Genomic DNA, 16,422 nt, shown 5'->3' on the forward strand with positions numbered 1-16,422 from the left:
CCGACTCACAGCTCGGCCAGGAAAGCCTCAATCCCGGCGAAATAATTTGCCCAGGTCGGTGCGACAAAGCGGCGAGCCAGGGCCTTTGCGGCCTGTGTTGCCGCCGAATTCTCATCAGTCAGTTCAAGGATTGCCCTCTGCCATCCGGGGCCATCGAGCGGCGAGAGCAACGTTGCGCAGCCTTGCGCGATTTCTCTGAAGACTGGGATGTCTGAAGCGATCGCAGGCGTGCCGACGGACATGGCCTCGACGATCGGCAAGCCGTAGCCTTCGCCAAAGGTCGGCATCAGCAGGGCGCGGGCATTGCGCACGAGCTGCTGCAGGTGAACCGATGGAACACCGGAGACCTCGGCCACATGGGTCTTGAGCGCCGGCGTGCGCTCAAGCATATCGACCACCTGTTCGCATTCCCAGCCGCGACCGCCGACAATCAGAAGGCGCGGAGCATCAGGGCTTTTTTCCACCATCTCGCGCCAGACCTGCAGCAACAGCAGATGGTTTTTGCGTGGTTCGATGGTGCCGACGATGACGAAATAGGGGTGGCCTCCAGCGATGGTGCTGGTGCTTTGCAGCGCGGCTGTTTCAAGCGGCGAGGGAAAGTGCCCGACATGGATCGGCCGCTGCCGTGCACCCATGCGCGTCAATTCTTCCTGCAGGCGCTCTTTGACGACTTCCGCGGACACCAGAAACGCGTCGGCGTGATGACTGGCTGTCTGCAGACGGCGCCGGAACAGGTCGAGATTACCGGGGCGGAAATATTCAGGAAAGTCGATCGAAAGCAGATCGTAAATATAGAAAACCTTTTTCAGGTCCGGGCGGCTGTCGAGCCAGCGCAATTTCTCCGGCTTTTCGAGAATGTGCTGGGCGATGTTGAGATAGACGGTACCTGGCGGAATCTTGACCTGGGGGCTGTGGGCCAGACGATTCATGGTCATCAGTGCCGAGCGCTGATGTTTGCGCAGGTAAGACTGTCGCGGCGGTTCCCCCTGGGAAATAGCCAGGGGCGCGCCGGGCTTGGAGGCGAGCCATTCCGTCAGGAGGCGGAGGGTATTCTCGTCGCCGGCCCCGGGCTTTTCCTGCCAAAAATGTTCGGCCAACTCGACGAGCCGGTTGGTCCGGCGCAGGGAATGGCGATGAAACGGCCCAAATAGCCCGTAATGCAGCCCTCCGGCCACGTTGGCCTGCCGACCGGGCACATGTTCGGCGGCGAAATGGCGTGCAAAGGCGAGGTCGATCCGGTCGATTCCGGTTGGTGTCGGCACGGTCAGGCGCGAAACCAGGTGGGTGACGTCAAATGTAACGTGGAAAGGAGGGGGCAAGGAACCGTCTTTGGCGCGTGGAATCACAGTCGGAACAATAGATTGCCAGAGAAACTGGTGATTGGCGACCGGGATAGGAGGTAAACTATGGTCATGATTTTTGATGGCCGGGAAGAAGCTGATCGTGTCACTCCAGTAGGCCTTATCTGGACCGTTCGGCAATCTTTTGGTAACGAAAGTTTGGTGGAGATAGGCTGCGTGCAGGGCTACTCCCGCGTGTTTTTTTATGTGTCTTGAAAAGAGGTCTGGGTGCAAAGTCCAGCCGTGCACGTCCGTCCGGCAGCCATAAAGGGCACTCCTTTCAAGCTGTCGCACGCCCTTCCGTGGCTCAAAGACACTGCGTTTGACGTTTGGTCGAACGCGGGCCGCGATCCCAAAGGCGGATTTTTCGAAAGCCTCGACCTGTCGGGGCGTCCCATTGTGGAACCGCGTCGGGTGCGGGTTCAAGCCCGTCAGGTCTACAGCTTTTCCCAGGCCGGGGATTTAGGTTGGGAAGGCGACTGGCAGGCCCAGGTTGAGCATGGACTTGACTATATCGCCCGGCATGGACGCGATGAACAGGGTTACCTGCGCGGCACGATCGCGGCTGACGGAAAGGCCATCGAGGCGGCGCCGGATCTTTACGACCAGGCTTTCTATCTGCTGGCCCTGGCACACGGCTTCCGCGTCACGGGCGATGTGAAATACCAACGCTTGGCGCTCGATCTCTTGCGCCAGCTGCGTCGTGATTTCAGCCATCCGCTGGGTGGTTTCTACGATACGCCCGTCAGTCGGGAGCGACTGTGCGCCAATCCGCACATGCATCTGCTCGAGGCGGCTTTGGCCTGGATCGAGGCAAGCGATAGCCACGCCTGGCGGCAATTGGCGACAGAGATCGTCGACCTGTGCAAGGCCCGCCTGATCGATCGCAAGACTGGTGCGCTGCTGGAACATTTCAATGCGGATTGGTCGCCGGTAGATATCGGCCCTTTGGCATCTATCGAGCCTGGACATCAATTCGAATGGTGCTGGCTGCTGATCCGCTATGAAACGCTGGTAGAGGAAGTTGATGCGTCGGTTTATCGGACGCTCTTCGACATCGGCCGGCACCACGGCGTCTGCGCGGAGCGCGGCGTCGCGATCGACGAATTGCGCCGCGATCTGACCTGGAAACGGGCGCAGGCACGGTTGTGGCCGCAAACCGAGCGGTTGAAAGCAGCTGTTGCTTTGGCTCAATTGTCGTCTGGCGCGGTACGCGCCGCTTATGTGGTTGAAGCGCGCGAAGCCGTTGCCGGGCTTGGCCTCTATTTCAGCGGCGTTCCGAAAGGATTGTGGCGGGACAAGCTTTTGCAGGATGGCACGTTCGTTCAAGAACCGGCACCGGCGAGCACGTTCTATCATATTGTCTGCGCCATCACGGAACTGTCGCGCAGCGATCTGGGCTTTGACAGTCAATCGGCGGACTTGAAGTCCCCGTTCGAGCTGGCGGCATCGACCTTCCGCTGATGAGCGGTTGATTGCGCAGCATTATCCTTTTACGTGGATCGATGTAGTTTACCCAAGGCGCGCCGGGCCTGTCGTGCTCAGCGCTATTCATTGCCGATTTCGTGGAGATAAAAGTGACGATAAGCGCCGCCCAGATCATTCCGGTCGTCCTGAGCGGTGGCAGCGGCACGCGACTGTGGCCGCTTTCGACACCGCAGAAGCCGAAGCAGTTTCATCGTCTCATCGACGACAATACGATGTTCCAGCAGACGTGTTTGCGGGTATCGCCCAGTGTGGACCCGCGCTTCGGCAGTCCCATGGTCATCTGCAATACGCGCCACGAAGACTATGTCATCGCGCAGCTTGAGGAAGCTTCGATCACGACGGGCACGGTGATTGCGGAGCCGACCGGGCGCAACAGTGCTCCGGCGATCGCTATCGCCAGCTTGCATGCCCATGCGAAGGATCCTGACGCTCTCTTGCTTATTCTGCCGTCTGATCATGCCATTCCCGATGTCGAACGGTTCCGGGACAGCATTTTCCATGGCATCGCGGCGGCGCAGCGCGACTTCATCGTGACGCTGGGCATTCGCCCCACCGGCCCCGAGACCGGTTATGGTTATATCAATGCGGGCGAGAAGTTCGACGACCACGCCGCGAAAGTGAAGCGCTTTGTCGAGAAGCCGGATCGCGAAACCGCCGAAGGTTATCTCGCCGCTGGCGACTATCTGTGGAACGCTGGCATGTTCCTGTTCAAGGCGTCGGCCATGCTGGCGGCTTTGCGTCAACACGCACCTGATCTGCTGGCGCAGGCGCAGGTGGCCTATGCGTCGGCCAAGCCCGGCGGCCGACATATTCGCCTTCCGCTTGATCAATTCAGCAAATGTCGCTCGATCTCCATCGACTACGCGGTCATGGAAAAGGCCGACAATGTCGCGGTTGTTCCGGTCGATTTTGCCTGGAGCGATCTTGGATCCTGGGCGTCGATCTGGGAACAATCGAGCCGCGACGGCGAAAACAACAGTCTGCATGGGGCGGCCGTCGCGTCCGACAGTCGTAACAATTTGATTTTTGCTGAGGGTATTTCTGTCGGGGTTATCGGGGTGGAGGGGCTGGTCGTCGTTGCTACGCCCAATGGCGTCCTGGTGGTCCCACGCGATCGCACCGAGGAGGTGCGCAAGATCGTCGATGCGCTGATGCCCAACAGCTAGAGCAAATTGCGTTTCGGCGGAAACGCAATTTTGCCTGGGATCTTTGTTTGGACGCGTCTTTGGGTCGTTTGACTCGGTCAAGGCGCAGACCCTGATAAACCGCAATATTTTGCACTAAACTCTATCCCTCCTTCACGAAATTACGATTTCGCGAGCTTCCACATTCAGGTTAGTCTCATTCCAGAGAGCGCCGGATAAGTCATTGCCGGCGCTCGACCTAGGGAGAGACCGGCATGGCGACGTTGAACGTCAATGGGAAATCGTATGACGCGGATGTTGATCCGCGCACGCCGTTGTTGTGGGTGTTGCGCGATTCACTTGGGCTGACAGGCACGAAATATGGCTGCGGTATCGCCCAATGCGGCGCCTGCACCGTCCATATCGATGGTGTCGCGATGCGCTCCTGTTCCGTCCCGGTGAATATGGTGGCCGGCAAGAAGGTCACCACCGTCGAGGGCCTGGCTGTCAAAGGCGCGCTGTCGAAAGTGCAGAAGGCCTGGCTCGACAATGAAGTGCCGCAATGTGGCTATTGCCAGAGCGGTATGATCATGGCCGTCACGGCTCTGTTGAAGGACAAGCCGAAGCCGACCGACGCCGACATCGATGCTGCCCTCACCAATATCTGTCGCTGTGGGACCTATCAGCAGGTCCGCCAGGCGATCCATGCAGCAGCGAAAGCGTGAGGAGGCGGACATGAACGACATGCTCAGATTCGATCGTCGCAGCTTCCTGGTTGGCACCGCTGCTGTCTCCGGTGGCCTCTCGCTCGGCTTCAGAACCGATGGCGCGTTTGCCGCTGGTGAAACGCCCGAGGTCAATGCCTGGGTCGTGGTGAAACCGGACGACACGGTGGTCATTCGCATCGCGCGCTCCGAAATGGGGCAGGGCTCGCTCACAGGCTTGGCGCAGATGGTCGCCGAGGAATTGGAATGCGACTGGTCGAAGGTCACATGGGAATATCCGTCGCCCGCTCAAAACGTGGCGCGCAAGCGTGTGTGGGGGAATTACAATTCCACCGGCAGCCAGAGCATTCGCCAGTCGCAGGACTATGTGCGCAAGGGTGGAGCGGCGGCGCGCGAAATGCTGATTCAGGCGGCTGCCAATGAGTGGAAAGTGCCGGCTGGGGAATGCAGCGCGGCCAACAGCATCATCACGCACAAGAAGAGCGCTCGTAAGATCAGCTTTGGCAAGGTTGCCGCGGCCGCGGCGAAACTTGAACCGCCGAAAGAGATCGTCCTCAAGGATCCGAAGAACTGGAAGCTGATCGGTAAGGGCGTCAAACGGCTTGATACGCTCGACAAACTCACAGGCAAGCAGGTCTATGGCATCGATATCCAGCTGCCCGGCATGCTGATCGCTACCGTGCGCGCCTGCATGGTCAATGGCGGTAAGTTGACGTCGTTTGATGCTGACAAAGTGAAGGGCATGCGCGGCGTCAAATCGGTGGTGCGTGTCAGCGACGACAGTGTCGCTGTCGTTGCCGATACGTTCTGGAACGCGCGCACGGCTCTGGCGGCTTTGCCTGTGGTTTGGGATCTCGGCGAGAACGCCAAAGTATCCAGCGCCAGCATCGCCGACATGCTGAAGGAAGGGCTGTCTGCCGAACAGGCCTATGTGGGCAATAAACAGGGTGATGCCGCCGGCGCTATCGCCGGTGCGGCGAAGAAGGTGGAAGCCGTCTACTCCTATCCCTACCAGCATCACGTCACCATGGAGCCGATGAATACGACGGCGCTCTATACGGCGGAAAAGTGCGAGATCTGGTGCCCGACGCAGAACGGGGAAGGAGCGCTGGCGGCCGTGGCTGAGGCGTCAGGTCTCCCGGTCGATAAATGCGACGTGCATAAACTCCACCTGGGCGGGGGCTTTGGCCGGCGTGCACGAACGGACTTCGTGAGCCAGGCGGTCAGCATCGCCAAGCAGATGCCTGGCACGCCGGTGAAGCTGATCTGGACGCGTGAAGAGGACATGGGCCATTGCGCCTATCATCCTGTCACGCAGTGCAAGTTCAGCGCCGGTCTTGATGCGGATGGCAAGGTGACAGGCCTGCATATGCGTATCTCGGGTCAATCGATCCTGGCTTCGCTCTTGCCGCAAGCCCTGCAAAACGGCATGGATCCGGCGGTGTTCCAAGGTCTGACTGCGAACAGCCCGGAAGGACATATCGGCTACGATATCCCGAATGTTCTGATCGATCATGCCATGCGCAACACGCATCTTCTGGCGGGTTTCTGGCGCGGCGTGAACTTGAACCAGAACGCGCTCTATCTGGAATCGTTCATGGATGAGCTGGCGAAAGCGGCGGGGCAGGATCCGCTGGAGTTTCGCCGCAAGATGCTGAAGCCGAAACATCGCGCGGTGCTCGATGCGGCGGCCGCTAAAGCCAACTATGGCAAGGCGCCGAAAGGCATCTACCAGGGCGTGGCGCAGATCATGGGTTTTGGCAGCTATGTCGCCGCCATCGCCGATGTTTCTGTGAGCGACGGTGGGCAGCTGAAGATCCATCGTATCGTCGGCGCTACGGATTGCGGCTATGCCGTCAATCCAGCGCAGATCGAACGCCAGATCGCCGGTTCCTTCGTCTACGGTCTCACGGCGGCGATGTATGGTGAAATCACGGTCAAGGATGGCGCTGTCGAACAGACGAACTTCGACAGCTACAACATGATGCGCATTGATGAGATGCCGAAGATCGAATGCGTGATCGTGCCGAGCGGTGGCTTCTGGGGCGGTGTCGGCGAGCCGACCATCGCCGTTGCGGCGCCGGCTGTTCTCAACGGGATCGCGCTGGCGACGGGTAAGCGTATCCGCGACATGCCGTTGATGAACCATAGTTTGAAGAAAGCGTGAACCAACAGGAGGCAGGCCGATGGTCCGCCTTTCGCAATATGTAAAAGTAAGCCTGCCGTTGGCGCTCTTCATGGGCGCCACGGCAGTAACCTCGATCCCGGCGGCCGCCCAGTCCCTGGTGCCGCCGCCGGGAGCCTTGTCGTGTTCGGGCTGTCATCCGATCGATCCTTCGGTCGACAGCCCGGTGACGCGCCTCGATGGTCGCGATGCCAATGAGATTACTGATGCTGTTATCGCCTTCAAGAGCGGCAAAGCGCCGGCGACAGTGATGGATCGGATCGCCAAAGGATTCACTGACGACGAGATCCGCGCCATCGCCGGCTGGTATGCGAAGCGGAAGGAATGAGCGACGCATGACACACGCGATGGACCGGCGAAAATTCGTGACGGGCGCGGCGGCTGGCGCGTCGACGGCGTTGCTGGCGCGCCCGGCGGTTGCCCAGGGCGTCAACGGAAATGTGGTGATCATCGGCGGCGGTTTTGCCGGTGCGACCTGCGCGCGGGTTTTGAGTAGCGTTCCCGGCAACCTGTCGGTGACGTTGGTCGAACCGAACGAGACTTACACGGCCTGTCCGTTCAGCAATCTGGTGATTGCCGGGCTGCGTGACATTCACGATCAGGAGTTCGGCTATGAACAGCTCGCCTTTCGCGGGGTGAAGGTGCTGCAGGCCAGTGCGTCCAATGTCGATGCCGATAAAAAATTGGTTACGCTGTCTGATGGGGCATCGCTCACCTATGACCGTCTCATCGTCGCGCCAGGCATCGATATCCGCTGGGATGGCTTGCCGGGCTATAATGAAGCGGCAGCCAATGTGATGCCCCATGCGTGGAAGGCGGGCGCGCAGACATTATTGCTGCGCAAGCAGCTGGAAGCGATGGACGACGGCGGCCTCGTTGTCATGTCCGCGCCGGAAAATCCGTTTCGCTGTCCGCCAGGGCCTTATGAGCGCGCCAGTTTGATCGCGCATTATCTGAAGACCAAGAAGCCAAAATCAAAACTGCTGCTCTTGGATGCCAAGGATGTGTTCTCCAAACAGCACCTGTTTCAGGATGCCTGGAAGGCGCTCTATGGCGATATGCTTGAATGGGTGTCGCTGTCGTCTGGTGGCAAGGTCATCTCCGTTGATCCGCAGACGATGGTTTTGAAAACCGATTTTGCCACCCACAAGGCGCAAGTCGCCAATGTCATTCCACCGCAGAAGGCAGGCAAGATCGCTGAACTGGCTGGCGTGACCGATCGCAGTGGTTGGTGTCCTATCGATCCGGTGTCGTTTGAATCCCGGTTGCGGCCGGGCATTCACGTGGTTGGCGATGCGGCCATCGCAGGCGCCATGCCGAAATCGGCCTTTGCGGCCAATGCCCAGGCCAAAGCCTGCGCGGTCGCCGTCGCGATGATGCTCGCGGATAAGGCGCCCGTGGAACCACGTTTGATCAACACCTGTTACAGCCTCGTCTCACCCGACTACGGCATCACCGTTGCCGGTGTTTACAAGCCGACCAATGGCCAGCTCATGGATATTCCAGGCGCAGGCGGCACAAGCCCACTCAACGCGCCGGCGGAAACGCGTCGGCAAGAGGCGGTTTTCGCGAATGGCTGGTTCGAAACCATCACGGCGGAAGTCTTTGGCTAGGATCGCGATCAGTCTGACGATGGCAATTGGCATGGGGGCGATTGGCTTGGGCGCGACGGCCGCGCGGGCACAGGAGGTGGTCGTGCCGTTCAAGATTGAGGGCGATGCGATTCCCTTGTCCCTGACGGGTCAGCCTGGCGATCCGATGCAGGGACGTGGTTTGGTGGTGAGCCGGCAGACCGGTCTGTGCCTGCTGTGTCATTCCGGACCATTTCCGGATGAGCGTTTCCAGGGCACACTCGCGCCGAGCCTGGCGGGGGCGGGAACGCGGTTGACGCCGGGCCAGTTGCGCTTGCGGCTCGTCGATGGGAAGCGGTTGAAACCGGACACGATCATGCCATCCTATTATGACCTTGATGGCCTGGATCGTGTGGCGCCAGGCTTTGCGGGCAAGACGATTTTGAACGCGGCGCAAATTGAAGATGTCGTGGCTTTCCTGTCCACGCTGCGCGATTGAGAACAACTGCATGATCGAGACGCGACGCATTTTCCTTCTTCGCTCGGCGGGGTTCGCCGTGGCCGCGAGCGGCGTTGTTTTAGCCGGTGGGCAAGGTCAGGCAACGCCGGAGGCGATGGCGCAGCTCATCGCAGAAATCGCTGCAGGCCGTCCGATCACGAAGGGTAAGGTGACGCTTGATCTGCCGCCGTTGATCGACAATGGCAATGCCGTGCCGATGACGGTGACTGTCGACAGTCCGATGACCGAGCAGAATTATGTGAAGTCCATCCATGTGGTGAATGAGAAAAATCCGCAGCCGCATGTCATCGTCTGTCACCTCGGCCCACGCTCCGGCCGCGCCGCATTTTCGACTCGTATCAAGCTGGCGGATGCTCAAGTCGTCACGGCAATCGCGGAAATGAGCGACGGAACGCTGTGGATGGATTCCGCCAATGTCATCGTCACGCTGGCGGCCTGCCTGGAGGATATTCTCTGATGGCCCGCGCGCTGATCAATGTGCCGCAGCAAGCGAAGCCCGGCGAGATTATCGAGATCAAGGCGCTGATCTCGCATCCGATGGAAACCGGTTTCCGTGTCGGGACGAACGGTCAACTGATCCCCCGCAACATCGTGCAGAGCTTCACTTGCACATATGGCGGTGAGGAGGTGTTCAAGGCTGACTACTCCCAGGCGATTGCTGCCAATCCGTTCATCTCCTTCTTCACGCGGGCGACGCAGAGCGGGGACATCGTTCTCACCTGGCGCGGAGACAATGGTTTCGAAGCGTCCGAAACCGTCCACATTCAAGTCGAATGAAAGCCGCTCTCGTCTTCTCTCTGGTGCTTGCGTCGACGGTGCTTGCTCTTGCAGCGGAGATCGCGCCAAGCGAGCGTAAATCCGGCTTTGAGTTCATGGGGCGGGATACGCAGGCCATGCAGCAAGACGACACGTCCAATCCGGGCATGCTGTCGGTCCTTGATGGCGGTGCGCTTTGGGATCGGCCTGATGGTGCCGACAAGAAAGCCTGCGCTTCCTGTCATGGTGATGCGAGCCGGAGCATGGAGGGTGTCGCGGCGCGCTATCCGGCTTTTGATCCGGCCGTGGGGAAAGTGATTGATCTCGAACAGCGGATCAATCTTTGCCGGAGCGATCACCAGAAAGCGCCAGCATTCGCCTATGAGAGCCCCGATCTTCTGGCGCTGTCGGCCTTTGTCGCACGCCAGTCGCGCGGCCTGCCGATCGCGATTGCATCTGACGCGCGCAATGCTGAAGCTCTGGCGGAAGGGCGCAAACTGTTCACCGCGCGGGTGGGGCAGCTCAATCTGTCCTGCGCGATCTGCCATGACGACAATTGGGGGCAAAAGCTCGGCGGCACGTCGATTCCGCAAGGACATCCCAACGGCTATCCGCTCTATCGGCTCGAATGGCAGGCGATGGGATCGCTGCAGCGCCGGCTGCGCAATTGCATGATCGGTATGCGGGCCGAACCCTATTCCTATGGCTCGACGGAGTTCGTCGCCCTGGAACTGTTCCTGATGCAGCGCGCGCAAGGCATTGCGATGGAATCGCCCGCCGTGCGGCCCTAGAGGGCGACGATTTTCAATCCTGATGTCCAAGGCCGACACGCGCCAAGTTTCCCGGTGCGTCCGGGTTGGCGCGGCTGGCCTTTTGGTTTAACTAGGATATAATTAGCCAATTAAGCGGGCTTGCGGTTCGGCGCATTGGTCCGGAAGTCTGGGGGAGGGATCAGGGATGGGTGTGCTGCAACGACGCCTGTTCCCGCGTTCTGATAAGTCTCGCCTATTCGGCTTAGAAACCGTCCGCACAGGTCTGGCGGAATGCCGGCCGTGACGTCAGATATGGCCTTCGAACACCAGGCTCTTGGCGGACGCGGAGACGGCGACCTCACCGGCCGAGTTCACCATTTCACCTTCGAAACCAACGATATAGCCCTTATGGCTCGGCTTCGGCGTGACCGAAGCCACGGTCCAGCGGATGTGCATGGGTTCGTCGGCGAGAACCGCCCGGCGAAAGCGGTAGTACAAGTCGAGGCCCAGGCTCGCCGTCCGCTGTGTGACGATATTGGCCGTGCGGCCGATCATGATGCTCGACGTTTGGGCGCCGCAGGCGATCAGCCGGCCGAAACGGCTTTGGCGCGCGAAGGCTTCATCGTGGTGCAGCGGATTGGTGTCGCCGACCAGGGTGGCGAAGCTGCGGATGCCCGCCGCGTCGAACGTGACGTCGCTCTCGAACGTCTCACCCACCGCAAAGGGGCAGGGCCAGACCACGTCGGATGTCGCAACCTCGGATTCGGACATCGGAAACCTTTTCAAACTGTCGCGGGAGCGTTGCCCAAATTGGAAGGTGATCAACCTAGCGCCCTGAACGAGCAAGCTCTACTGCTTCCTGGCTCTCAAATATTGCTTAGCTTTAGCTTTGTCGTCAACGGAGGAAACGCATGATTATTGACTGCCATGCCCATGTGAGCGCGCCTGCGGCTCTCTGGGCGTACAAAGCCTCAATTCTGTCGCATCGCGGCGCCCATGGGCGCGGCAAGGTCGAAGTGACCGACGAGGAGATCAAGGCCGCTTATTTCAAGAAGGAAATGGGTCCGGTCGGGCACATTCCGATGATGGAAAAGAACGGCATCGACAAGCAGCTGATCTCGCCGCGGCCGTTCCAGATGATGCACAGCTTCCAGCCGCCGCGTGTCGTGCAGTGGTTTACGGAAGAGACGAACGACGTCATCGCGCGCTCCGTTCAACTGTTTCCGGACAAGTTCTTCGGCGTTTGCGGCCTGCCGCAAGCAGCCGGCGAGCCGATCAAGGCGGTTCTGCCCGAACTGGAACGTTGCATCACCAAGCTCGGCTTCAAGGGCTGTCTGCTCAACCCGGATCCTTATGAGAACGGTGGCCAGGAAGCCCCGGGCCTCGGCGACCACTATTGGTATCCGCTCTACGAGAAGCTGTGCGAACTGGACGTGCCGGCGCACATCCACGCGACTGGTTCTAAGTCTGATCGCACGCCCTACACGCTGCACTTCATCAACGAAGAATCGATCGCCGTTTACAACCTCGTGAAATCCGACGTGTTCAAGGATTTCCCGAAGTTGAAGATCGTTGTTTCCCATGGCGGTGGCGCGATCCCGTATCAGATCGGGCGCTTCATGCGCGGCGGTGATTTCCTCGAAGGCTTGCGCAAGCTGTACTTCGACACCGTGCTCTATACGGAAGCCGGTCTGCGGCTTTTGATCGAGACGGTCGGGGTGGATCGTTGCATCTATGGCGCGGAATGCCCTGGCGTTGGCTCAGGCCTCAACCCGAAGACCGGCACGACCTGGGACGATATCGTGCCGATCATCAATCGGTTCGATTGGCTGAGCGACGCCGACAAGAAGACCATCTTCTCGGAGAACGCGACCAAGGTGTTCAAGCTTTAAGCCACGAGATCGAACCGAATGCGTTGACGCCGGCCGGAATTTTCCGGCCGGCGTTTTTCTTACTCGAGCCGGAAAAGCTTCGCCGCATTGCTCCAGGCGACGGCTGAACGGACGTCTTCGGGCACCTGGACATCGTCCATGAATTTGCCGGCCGTTACCCAATTCTCGAAGGGATAGTCGGCCGAGAACATCACGCGCGATTGGCCGAGCGCCGCGATCGAGCAATTGAACGGCTCGGCCGAATACATGCCGGACAAGGTGGCGTACATATTTTCGCGGATGTAGTCGGATGGCTCGCGCTTCAGTTTCACGCCATAGAGCTTGGCGCGGCTGTCGAGCCGCCACAGCAGGAAGGGCATGGTTTCGCCCAGATGTCCGACAGCAAGAATGGCCTTGGGAAAGCGATCGAACACCCCGCCGAACACCATGCGTAGAACATGGGTGCCGGTCTCAACCGTCCAACCCCAGGTGGCTCGGCGCAGGGCGTCGTAGCCATCGAAGGACTTGTACTGCACTGGCGGATCGGCCGGATGCAGGTAGACGGGCACTTGCAGTTCCTCGGCCTTGGCCCAGAACGGATCGAATTGGCGCTCGTCCAGATAGTGGCCGATGCTATGGCCGTTGATCAAAGCGCCCTTAAAACCGAGCTGCGTGACGCAACGCTCGAGTTCCTTCGCCGCCGCATGGGCATCCTGCAGGGCGATGTGGGCGAAGGCGTAGAGACGATCTTTGTTCGGCGCGATCTGCGCCGCTAGATGATCGTTGGCCTCAGAAGCGGTTTTCAGCGCTGTCGCGGTGTTCGTTTCAACCTGCACGCCGGGGCCGGCAACCGAAAGGATCGATTTGGCGATGCCGGCTTCGTCCATTTCGCGCAGGCGCATTTCGCCATAGTCGAACAGGCGGGTGCGGATGCGTTCATAGATCTCCTTGGGCACGTCGGCCATCGTGCCTTCCCAATAGGCGGCGAGGCCTGGAACCATGCAATGCTCTTCGAGCGCAATCTTCTTCAAGCCCTATCTCCCTCGGTGGGTCCCTCAAACTCCGTGGGCCCGTCAAAATCGGCGCGATTATGCAGCGGGGCGGCCATCTGTCTAGAAGACCGCCATGCGGTGCAGAGACGAAACTGCCACGCTACCAGGCGCAGATCCGCGTGCGGCTTTCGTCGTTGAACCAGCAGGCGAGGTCCTGCTTGTTGCGTTTGAATTTGCCCGGCAGGGAGACGTTGCGATCTGTGCCGAGATTGACGAAAGCGGAGGCTAGGCCGGGCTCCTCCATGACCAGAATATAGCGCGGCTTCCTTTTCGCGCTGATCTCGAAACTACCGTCCTTATCGGTCGCGCGGAAATCGCAGTCGTAATATCCGTCGCTTGTCGTGAAGCAGCGCGCCAGTTTCGCTTCCGCGATCGCGGGCAGAAGCAGCAGGCTAACGGCAGTGCTCAATCGAGAAAGAAGACGAAAGGACATGAGTTCCCCGGACCTCTCTTCGCTGGCTAGAGTAAATCACGTTTCGCTAGAAACGTAATTTTGCTTAGATCCTCTTATTTGGACGCGTCTTCATTGCGCGACGTTTTTGTCGAGCTGTGAAACGCTATAAAGCAATTGAAATAGGAAGTGCGGGGGGAGATCAATAGAGCGGAATTGTGCTGGCGTGGGCCTACGATGGGTCCTTTCGCCGCCGCGGGCGTTAAAGTCTGATGAAACCGCGCGGTAGCTGATGCATCCGCTCGATACCGGTTTCGGTGATGAGCACCATTTCGCCGCTCTGTACGCCAGCCTTACCATCAAGCGTCACCACATTCGGCTGGATGACGACAAGCTGTCCGGCGGCGAAAGGTTGCTCGGGAATCGGCCCGTTGGAGCGTGAGCGGGCGCCGAGCACAGGCGGGAAATAGCCACCGCCATAGCCATGCAGAATATCGTCGATGACAGTGAAGCCGGCGTCTTCGATCAGTCCGGAGGCTTTGACGACATCAGCCGGCAGAGCGCCGGCGCGCAGCACAGCAGCCATCGCGTTGAAAGCGGCCTCCGCCACCGTATGGAGCTCGCGATAAAGCGGCGCCGGTTCTTCGCCGATCGTGAACGAACGCAGGATTTGCCCGGAATGGTCCCAGAACGTGGCGGTGATTTCAGCGAAGACGATATCGCCCATTTGCAGCCGACGCGTTGAGCAATATTGCGTCGGCACGGCCACCTGCGGATCGTGCATCGACGTGGTGCCGATGTAATGGATGACGGTCTGTCCGCCGAGGCCGACATAAGCTCGCTCGATCGCATTAGCGAGTTCACGCTCGCTGACACCTGGTTGGGCTGTATCACGCAAGGCCGCCATGCCGAGATCGGAGAAATAGGCGCCGAGCCTGAACCAATCGAGTTCTTCCGCTGATTTGATGCGGCGCAGATTGACGTAAGCGCGATTCAGATTGACGAGCGGACCGAAACGAGTGCTGAGCACCGCATGGGCATCGAAGCCCAAGGGGCCGATGACGCCGACGCGGCCCGGCTTGGCATTTCGCTTCGCCAACTCTTCGACAAGATTGGCCGCCGTGTTTTCTCCGGCCCAGCGCATATCCGCTTGCGGCGCCATCCGTCGCGCGAGGGGCAGGTGATTGTAATAGTGGATGAAGACCTTGTCCTGTTCGCCGGGCGTGAAGATGCCGGCGGCCTCGTTCGTCACCATCCAATGGGTTAGCCATTGCACGGATGAGCCGGCACGATTGGCGCCATAGAAGATCAGATGATCGACATTGTTCTCAGCCATCGCCTGGGCAACGGCGGCGCGCCGCCGCTGCATTTCGTTGTCCGAGGCGCGGGGATAGTCGGTCTCCAGCAAAGGCCGTAGGCGTTCAGGCAATACAGGCATCATCGGTCGTCTCGCCCTCTGAAGGCTGCTGGATCTCAGGTTCGGTCTTTGACCGTGCGGCGGGGCACCTTGCTGGCGATATCCTGGGGCGGCGCTGTCGAGTTTCGCACCACGAGATCGACCGGCAGAACGATATGCTGCGGCACGGGGCGGCTCGACAGCTCGCGCATCTGCTCGAACAGCAATTCGGCCGCCACATAACCGACCTTGTGCTGCTGAATGCGAATCGTCGTCAGCGGTGGATCGATGCGATCGACCATCGGCATGTCGTTGAAGCCGGTGACGGAGACATCGGTCGGGCAGACAAGGCCACGGCGTCGCAGCGCTGAAATGGCGCCGATCGCCAGGCGATCGTTGGAGCAATGCACAGCGGTGAATTCGATCCCGCGCGCCAGTAATTCTTCCATGCAACGTTCGCCTGAGCTTTCGTTGAAGTCGCTGGCAAAGACGATATTGGACGCATCGGTCTGGATGCCGAATTCAGGGGCGATTTGCAGAAAGGCCTCATGACGGCGCTGGCCGGTGGAGATCGTTTGATCGCCGGCGATGGTGCAAATGCGGCGATGACCGAGCGCTGCAAGATGGGTGAGCATGCGGCGCACGCCATCTTCTTCATCGCTAGTGACGGAGGGAATGGTGGGATCGTCCATACGTCGGTTGACGGTGATCACGGGCGTGCCTTGGGTGGCGAGATCGCGGATGCGGCCATCGTCACGATGCACGGAGGCGATGACCAGACCGTCGACGCCGCGCGCCGCCAAGGCATCGATCATCGCGGCTTCGCGTTCCATGCCGCCATCGGTGTTGACGAGCACGGTCGCATAGCCGTGTTCCATCAAGGCGTCTTCGACGCCACGGATGATTGGTGGGAAGATCGAGTTGGTGATGTCGGGCACGACGACACCAACGATCTTCGTGCGCGTGGTGCGCAGGCTGTAGGCTGCGGTGTTGGGGATGTAGCCCAGCGCACGGCTGGCGGCGGCGATCTTACGGACGATGTCCGAGGTGATGAGGTGGCGCGTTTCTGGATTGAGCGCGCGGGAAACGGTCGACACATGGACGCCGACACTTTCGGCCACGTCCTTCAGGGTTGCACGCCGGCGTTTCAGCATCTGAATCCTGTCATGCTTTGGGGAAACCAGAATAAGCGCGTATGCAAACGTTTGCCAAGTGTGTTTGTAATTTTTGCACCGCACACAAAAAGTTCTC

General features: G+C 59.8%; 17 protein-coding genes. 11 read left to right on the forward strand and 6 right to left on the reverse strand.

Going from position 1 to position 16,422, the window contains the following annotated elements:
- Positions 1–5 precede the first annotated feature (5 nt).
- On the reverse strand, positions 6–1,634 hold the full coding sequence (locus BLW50_RS03080) for a glycosyltransferase family 4 protein (RefSeq protein ID WP_170849962.1): 1,629 nt from the start codon (positions 1,632–1,634) through the stop codon (positions 6–8).
- On the opposite strand from BLW50_RS03080, the gene BLW50_RS03085 reads away from it, so the two are divergent.
- The 10 genes from BLW50_RS03085 to soxA all read left to right on the forward strand — a co-directional run bounded on the left by BLW50_RS03085 (position 1,584) and on the right by soxA (position 10,500).
- Complete coding sequence (locus BLW50_RS03085) at positions 1,584–2,804, forward strand: AGE family epimerase/isomerase (protein WP_280141533.1); 1,221 nt, start codon at positions 1,584–1,586, stop codon at positions 2,802–2,804. The two genes, BLW50_RS03080 and BLW50_RS03085, sit on opposite strands and share 51 nt — an antisense overlap.
- 113 nt (positions 2,805–2,917) lie before the next feature.
- Positions 2,918–3,994, forward strand: a complete 1,077-nt coding sequence (locus BLW50_RS03090) for a mannose-1-phosphate guanylyltransferase/mannose-6-phosphate isomerase (protein ID WP_210186024.1) — start codon at positions 2,918–2,920, stop codon at positions 3,992–3,994.
- A 233-nt stretch (positions 3,995–4,227) separates the two neighbouring features.
- Positions 4,228–4,677 carry a (2Fe-2S)-binding protein gene (locus BLW50_RS03095; protein ID WP_090697220.1) on the forward strand — a complete coding sequence of 150 codons (450 nt, stop codon included), beginning with the start codon at positions 4,228–4,230 and terminating at the stop codon, positions 4,675–4,677.
- Between the two features lie 10 nt (positions 4,678–4,687).
- The gene (locus BLW50_RS03100) at positions 4,688–6,844 is read left to right on the forward strand and encodes a xanthine dehydrogenase family protein molybdopterin-binding subunit (RefSeq protein WP_244544123.1); all 2,157 of its coding nucleotides are present in this window, start codon (positions 4,688–4,690) and stop codon (positions 6,842–6,844) included.
- A gap of 19 nt (positions 6,845–6,863) precedes the next feature.
- Positions 6,864–7,190, forward strand: a complete 327-nt coding sequence (locus BLW50_RS03105) for a c-type cytochrome (protein WP_244544124.1) — start codon at positions 6,864–6,866, stop codon at positions 7,188–7,190.
- Positions 7,191–7,197: 7 nt separating this feature from the next.
- Positions 7,198–8,475 (forward strand): NAD(P)/FAD-dependent oxidoreductase, encoded by a 1,278-nt coding sequence (locus tag BLW50_RS03110; RefSeq protein ID WP_170849964.1) that lies wholly within the window; start codon positions 7,198–7,200, stop codon positions 8,473–8,475.
- 82 nt (positions 8,476–8,557) lie between these two features.
- On the forward strand, positions 8,558–8,932 hold the full coding sequence (soxX, locus tag BLW50_RS03115) for a sulfur oxidation c-type cytochrome SoxX (protein ID WP_348272763.1): 375 nt from the start codon (positions 8,558–8,560) through the stop codon (positions 8,930–8,932).
- Between the two features lie 10 nt (positions 8,933–8,942).
- Positions 8,943–9,410, forward strand: a complete 468-nt coding sequence (locus tag BLW50_RS03120) for a SoxY-related AACIE arm protein (protein WP_090697229.1) — start codon at positions 8,943–8,945, stop codon at positions 9,408–9,410.
- A complete protein-coding gene (gene soxZ / locus BLW50_RS03125; RefSeq protein WP_090697233.1) occupies positions 9,410–9,730 on the forward strand; it encodes a thiosulfate oxidation carrier complex protein SoxZ in 321 nt (106 codons plus the stop codon). The genes BLW50_RS03120 and soxZ overlap by 1 nt, the downstream gene beginning before the upstream one ends.
- Positions 9,727–10,500: a sulfur oxidation c-type cytochrome SoxA gene (soxA, locus tag BLW50_RS03130; RefSeq protein ID WP_090697235.1), complete on the forward strand. Its 774-nt coding sequence runs from the start codon at positions 9,727–9,729 to the stop codon at positions 10,498–10,500. Before soxZ ends, soxA begins: the two co-directional genes overlap by 4 nt.
- 267 nt (positions 10,501–10,767) lie before the next feature.
- Here the strand turns inward: soxA and BLW50_RS03135 are convergent, their stop codons facing one another.
- A complete protein-coding gene (locus BLW50_RS03135) occupies positions 10,768–11,232 on the reverse strand; it encodes a MaoC family dehydratase (protein WP_090697238.1) in 465 nt (154 codons plus the stop codon).
- Between the two features lie 140 nt (positions 11,233–11,372).
- Between BLW50_RS03135 and BLW50_RS03140 the strand changes: the two genes are divergently transcribed.
- Positions 11,373–12,353, forward strand: a complete 981-nt coding sequence (locus tag BLW50_RS03140; protein WP_090697242.1) for an amidohydrolase family protein — start codon at positions 11,373–11,375, stop codon at positions 12,351–12,353.
- 59 nt (positions 12,354–12,412) lie between these two features.
- On the opposite strand, the gene BLW50_RS03145 is transcribed toward BLW50_RS03140, so the two are convergent.
- From BLW50_RS03145 to BLW50_RS03160, 4 genes are all read right to left on the reverse strand, one after another.
- On the reverse strand, positions 12,413–13,363 hold the full coding sequence (locus tag BLW50_RS03145) for an amidohydrolase family protein (RefSeq protein ID WP_090697245.1): 951 nt from the start codon (positions 13,361–13,363) through the stop codon (positions 12,413–12,415).
- Between the two features lie 121 nt (positions 13,364–13,484).
- Entirely contained in the window at positions 13,485–13,817 is a 333-nt protein-coding gene (locus BLW50_RS03150) for a hypothetical protein (protein ID WP_090697250.1), read from the reverse strand.
- Positions 13,818–14,037: 220 nt separating this feature from the next.
- Positions 14,038–15,216 (reverse strand): M24 family metallopeptidase, encoded by a 1,179-nt coding sequence (locus tag BLW50_RS03155; protein ID WP_090697253.1) that lies wholly within the window; start codon positions 15,214–15,216, stop codon positions 14,038–14,040.
- A gap of 32 nt (positions 15,217–15,248) precedes the next feature.
- Complete coding sequence (locus BLW50_RS03160) at positions 15,249–16,325, reverse strand: LacI family DNA-binding transcriptional regulator (RefSeq protein ID WP_090697256.1); 1,077 nt, start codon at positions 16,323–16,325, stop codon at positions 15,249–15,251.
- Between the last annotated feature and the right edge of the window lie 97 nt (positions 16,326–16,422).

Source organism: Beijerinckia sp. 28-YEA-48, from assembly GCF_900104955.1.
GTDB lineage: Bacteria > Pseudomonadota > Alphaproteobacteria > Rhizobiales > Beijerinckiaceae > Terripilifer.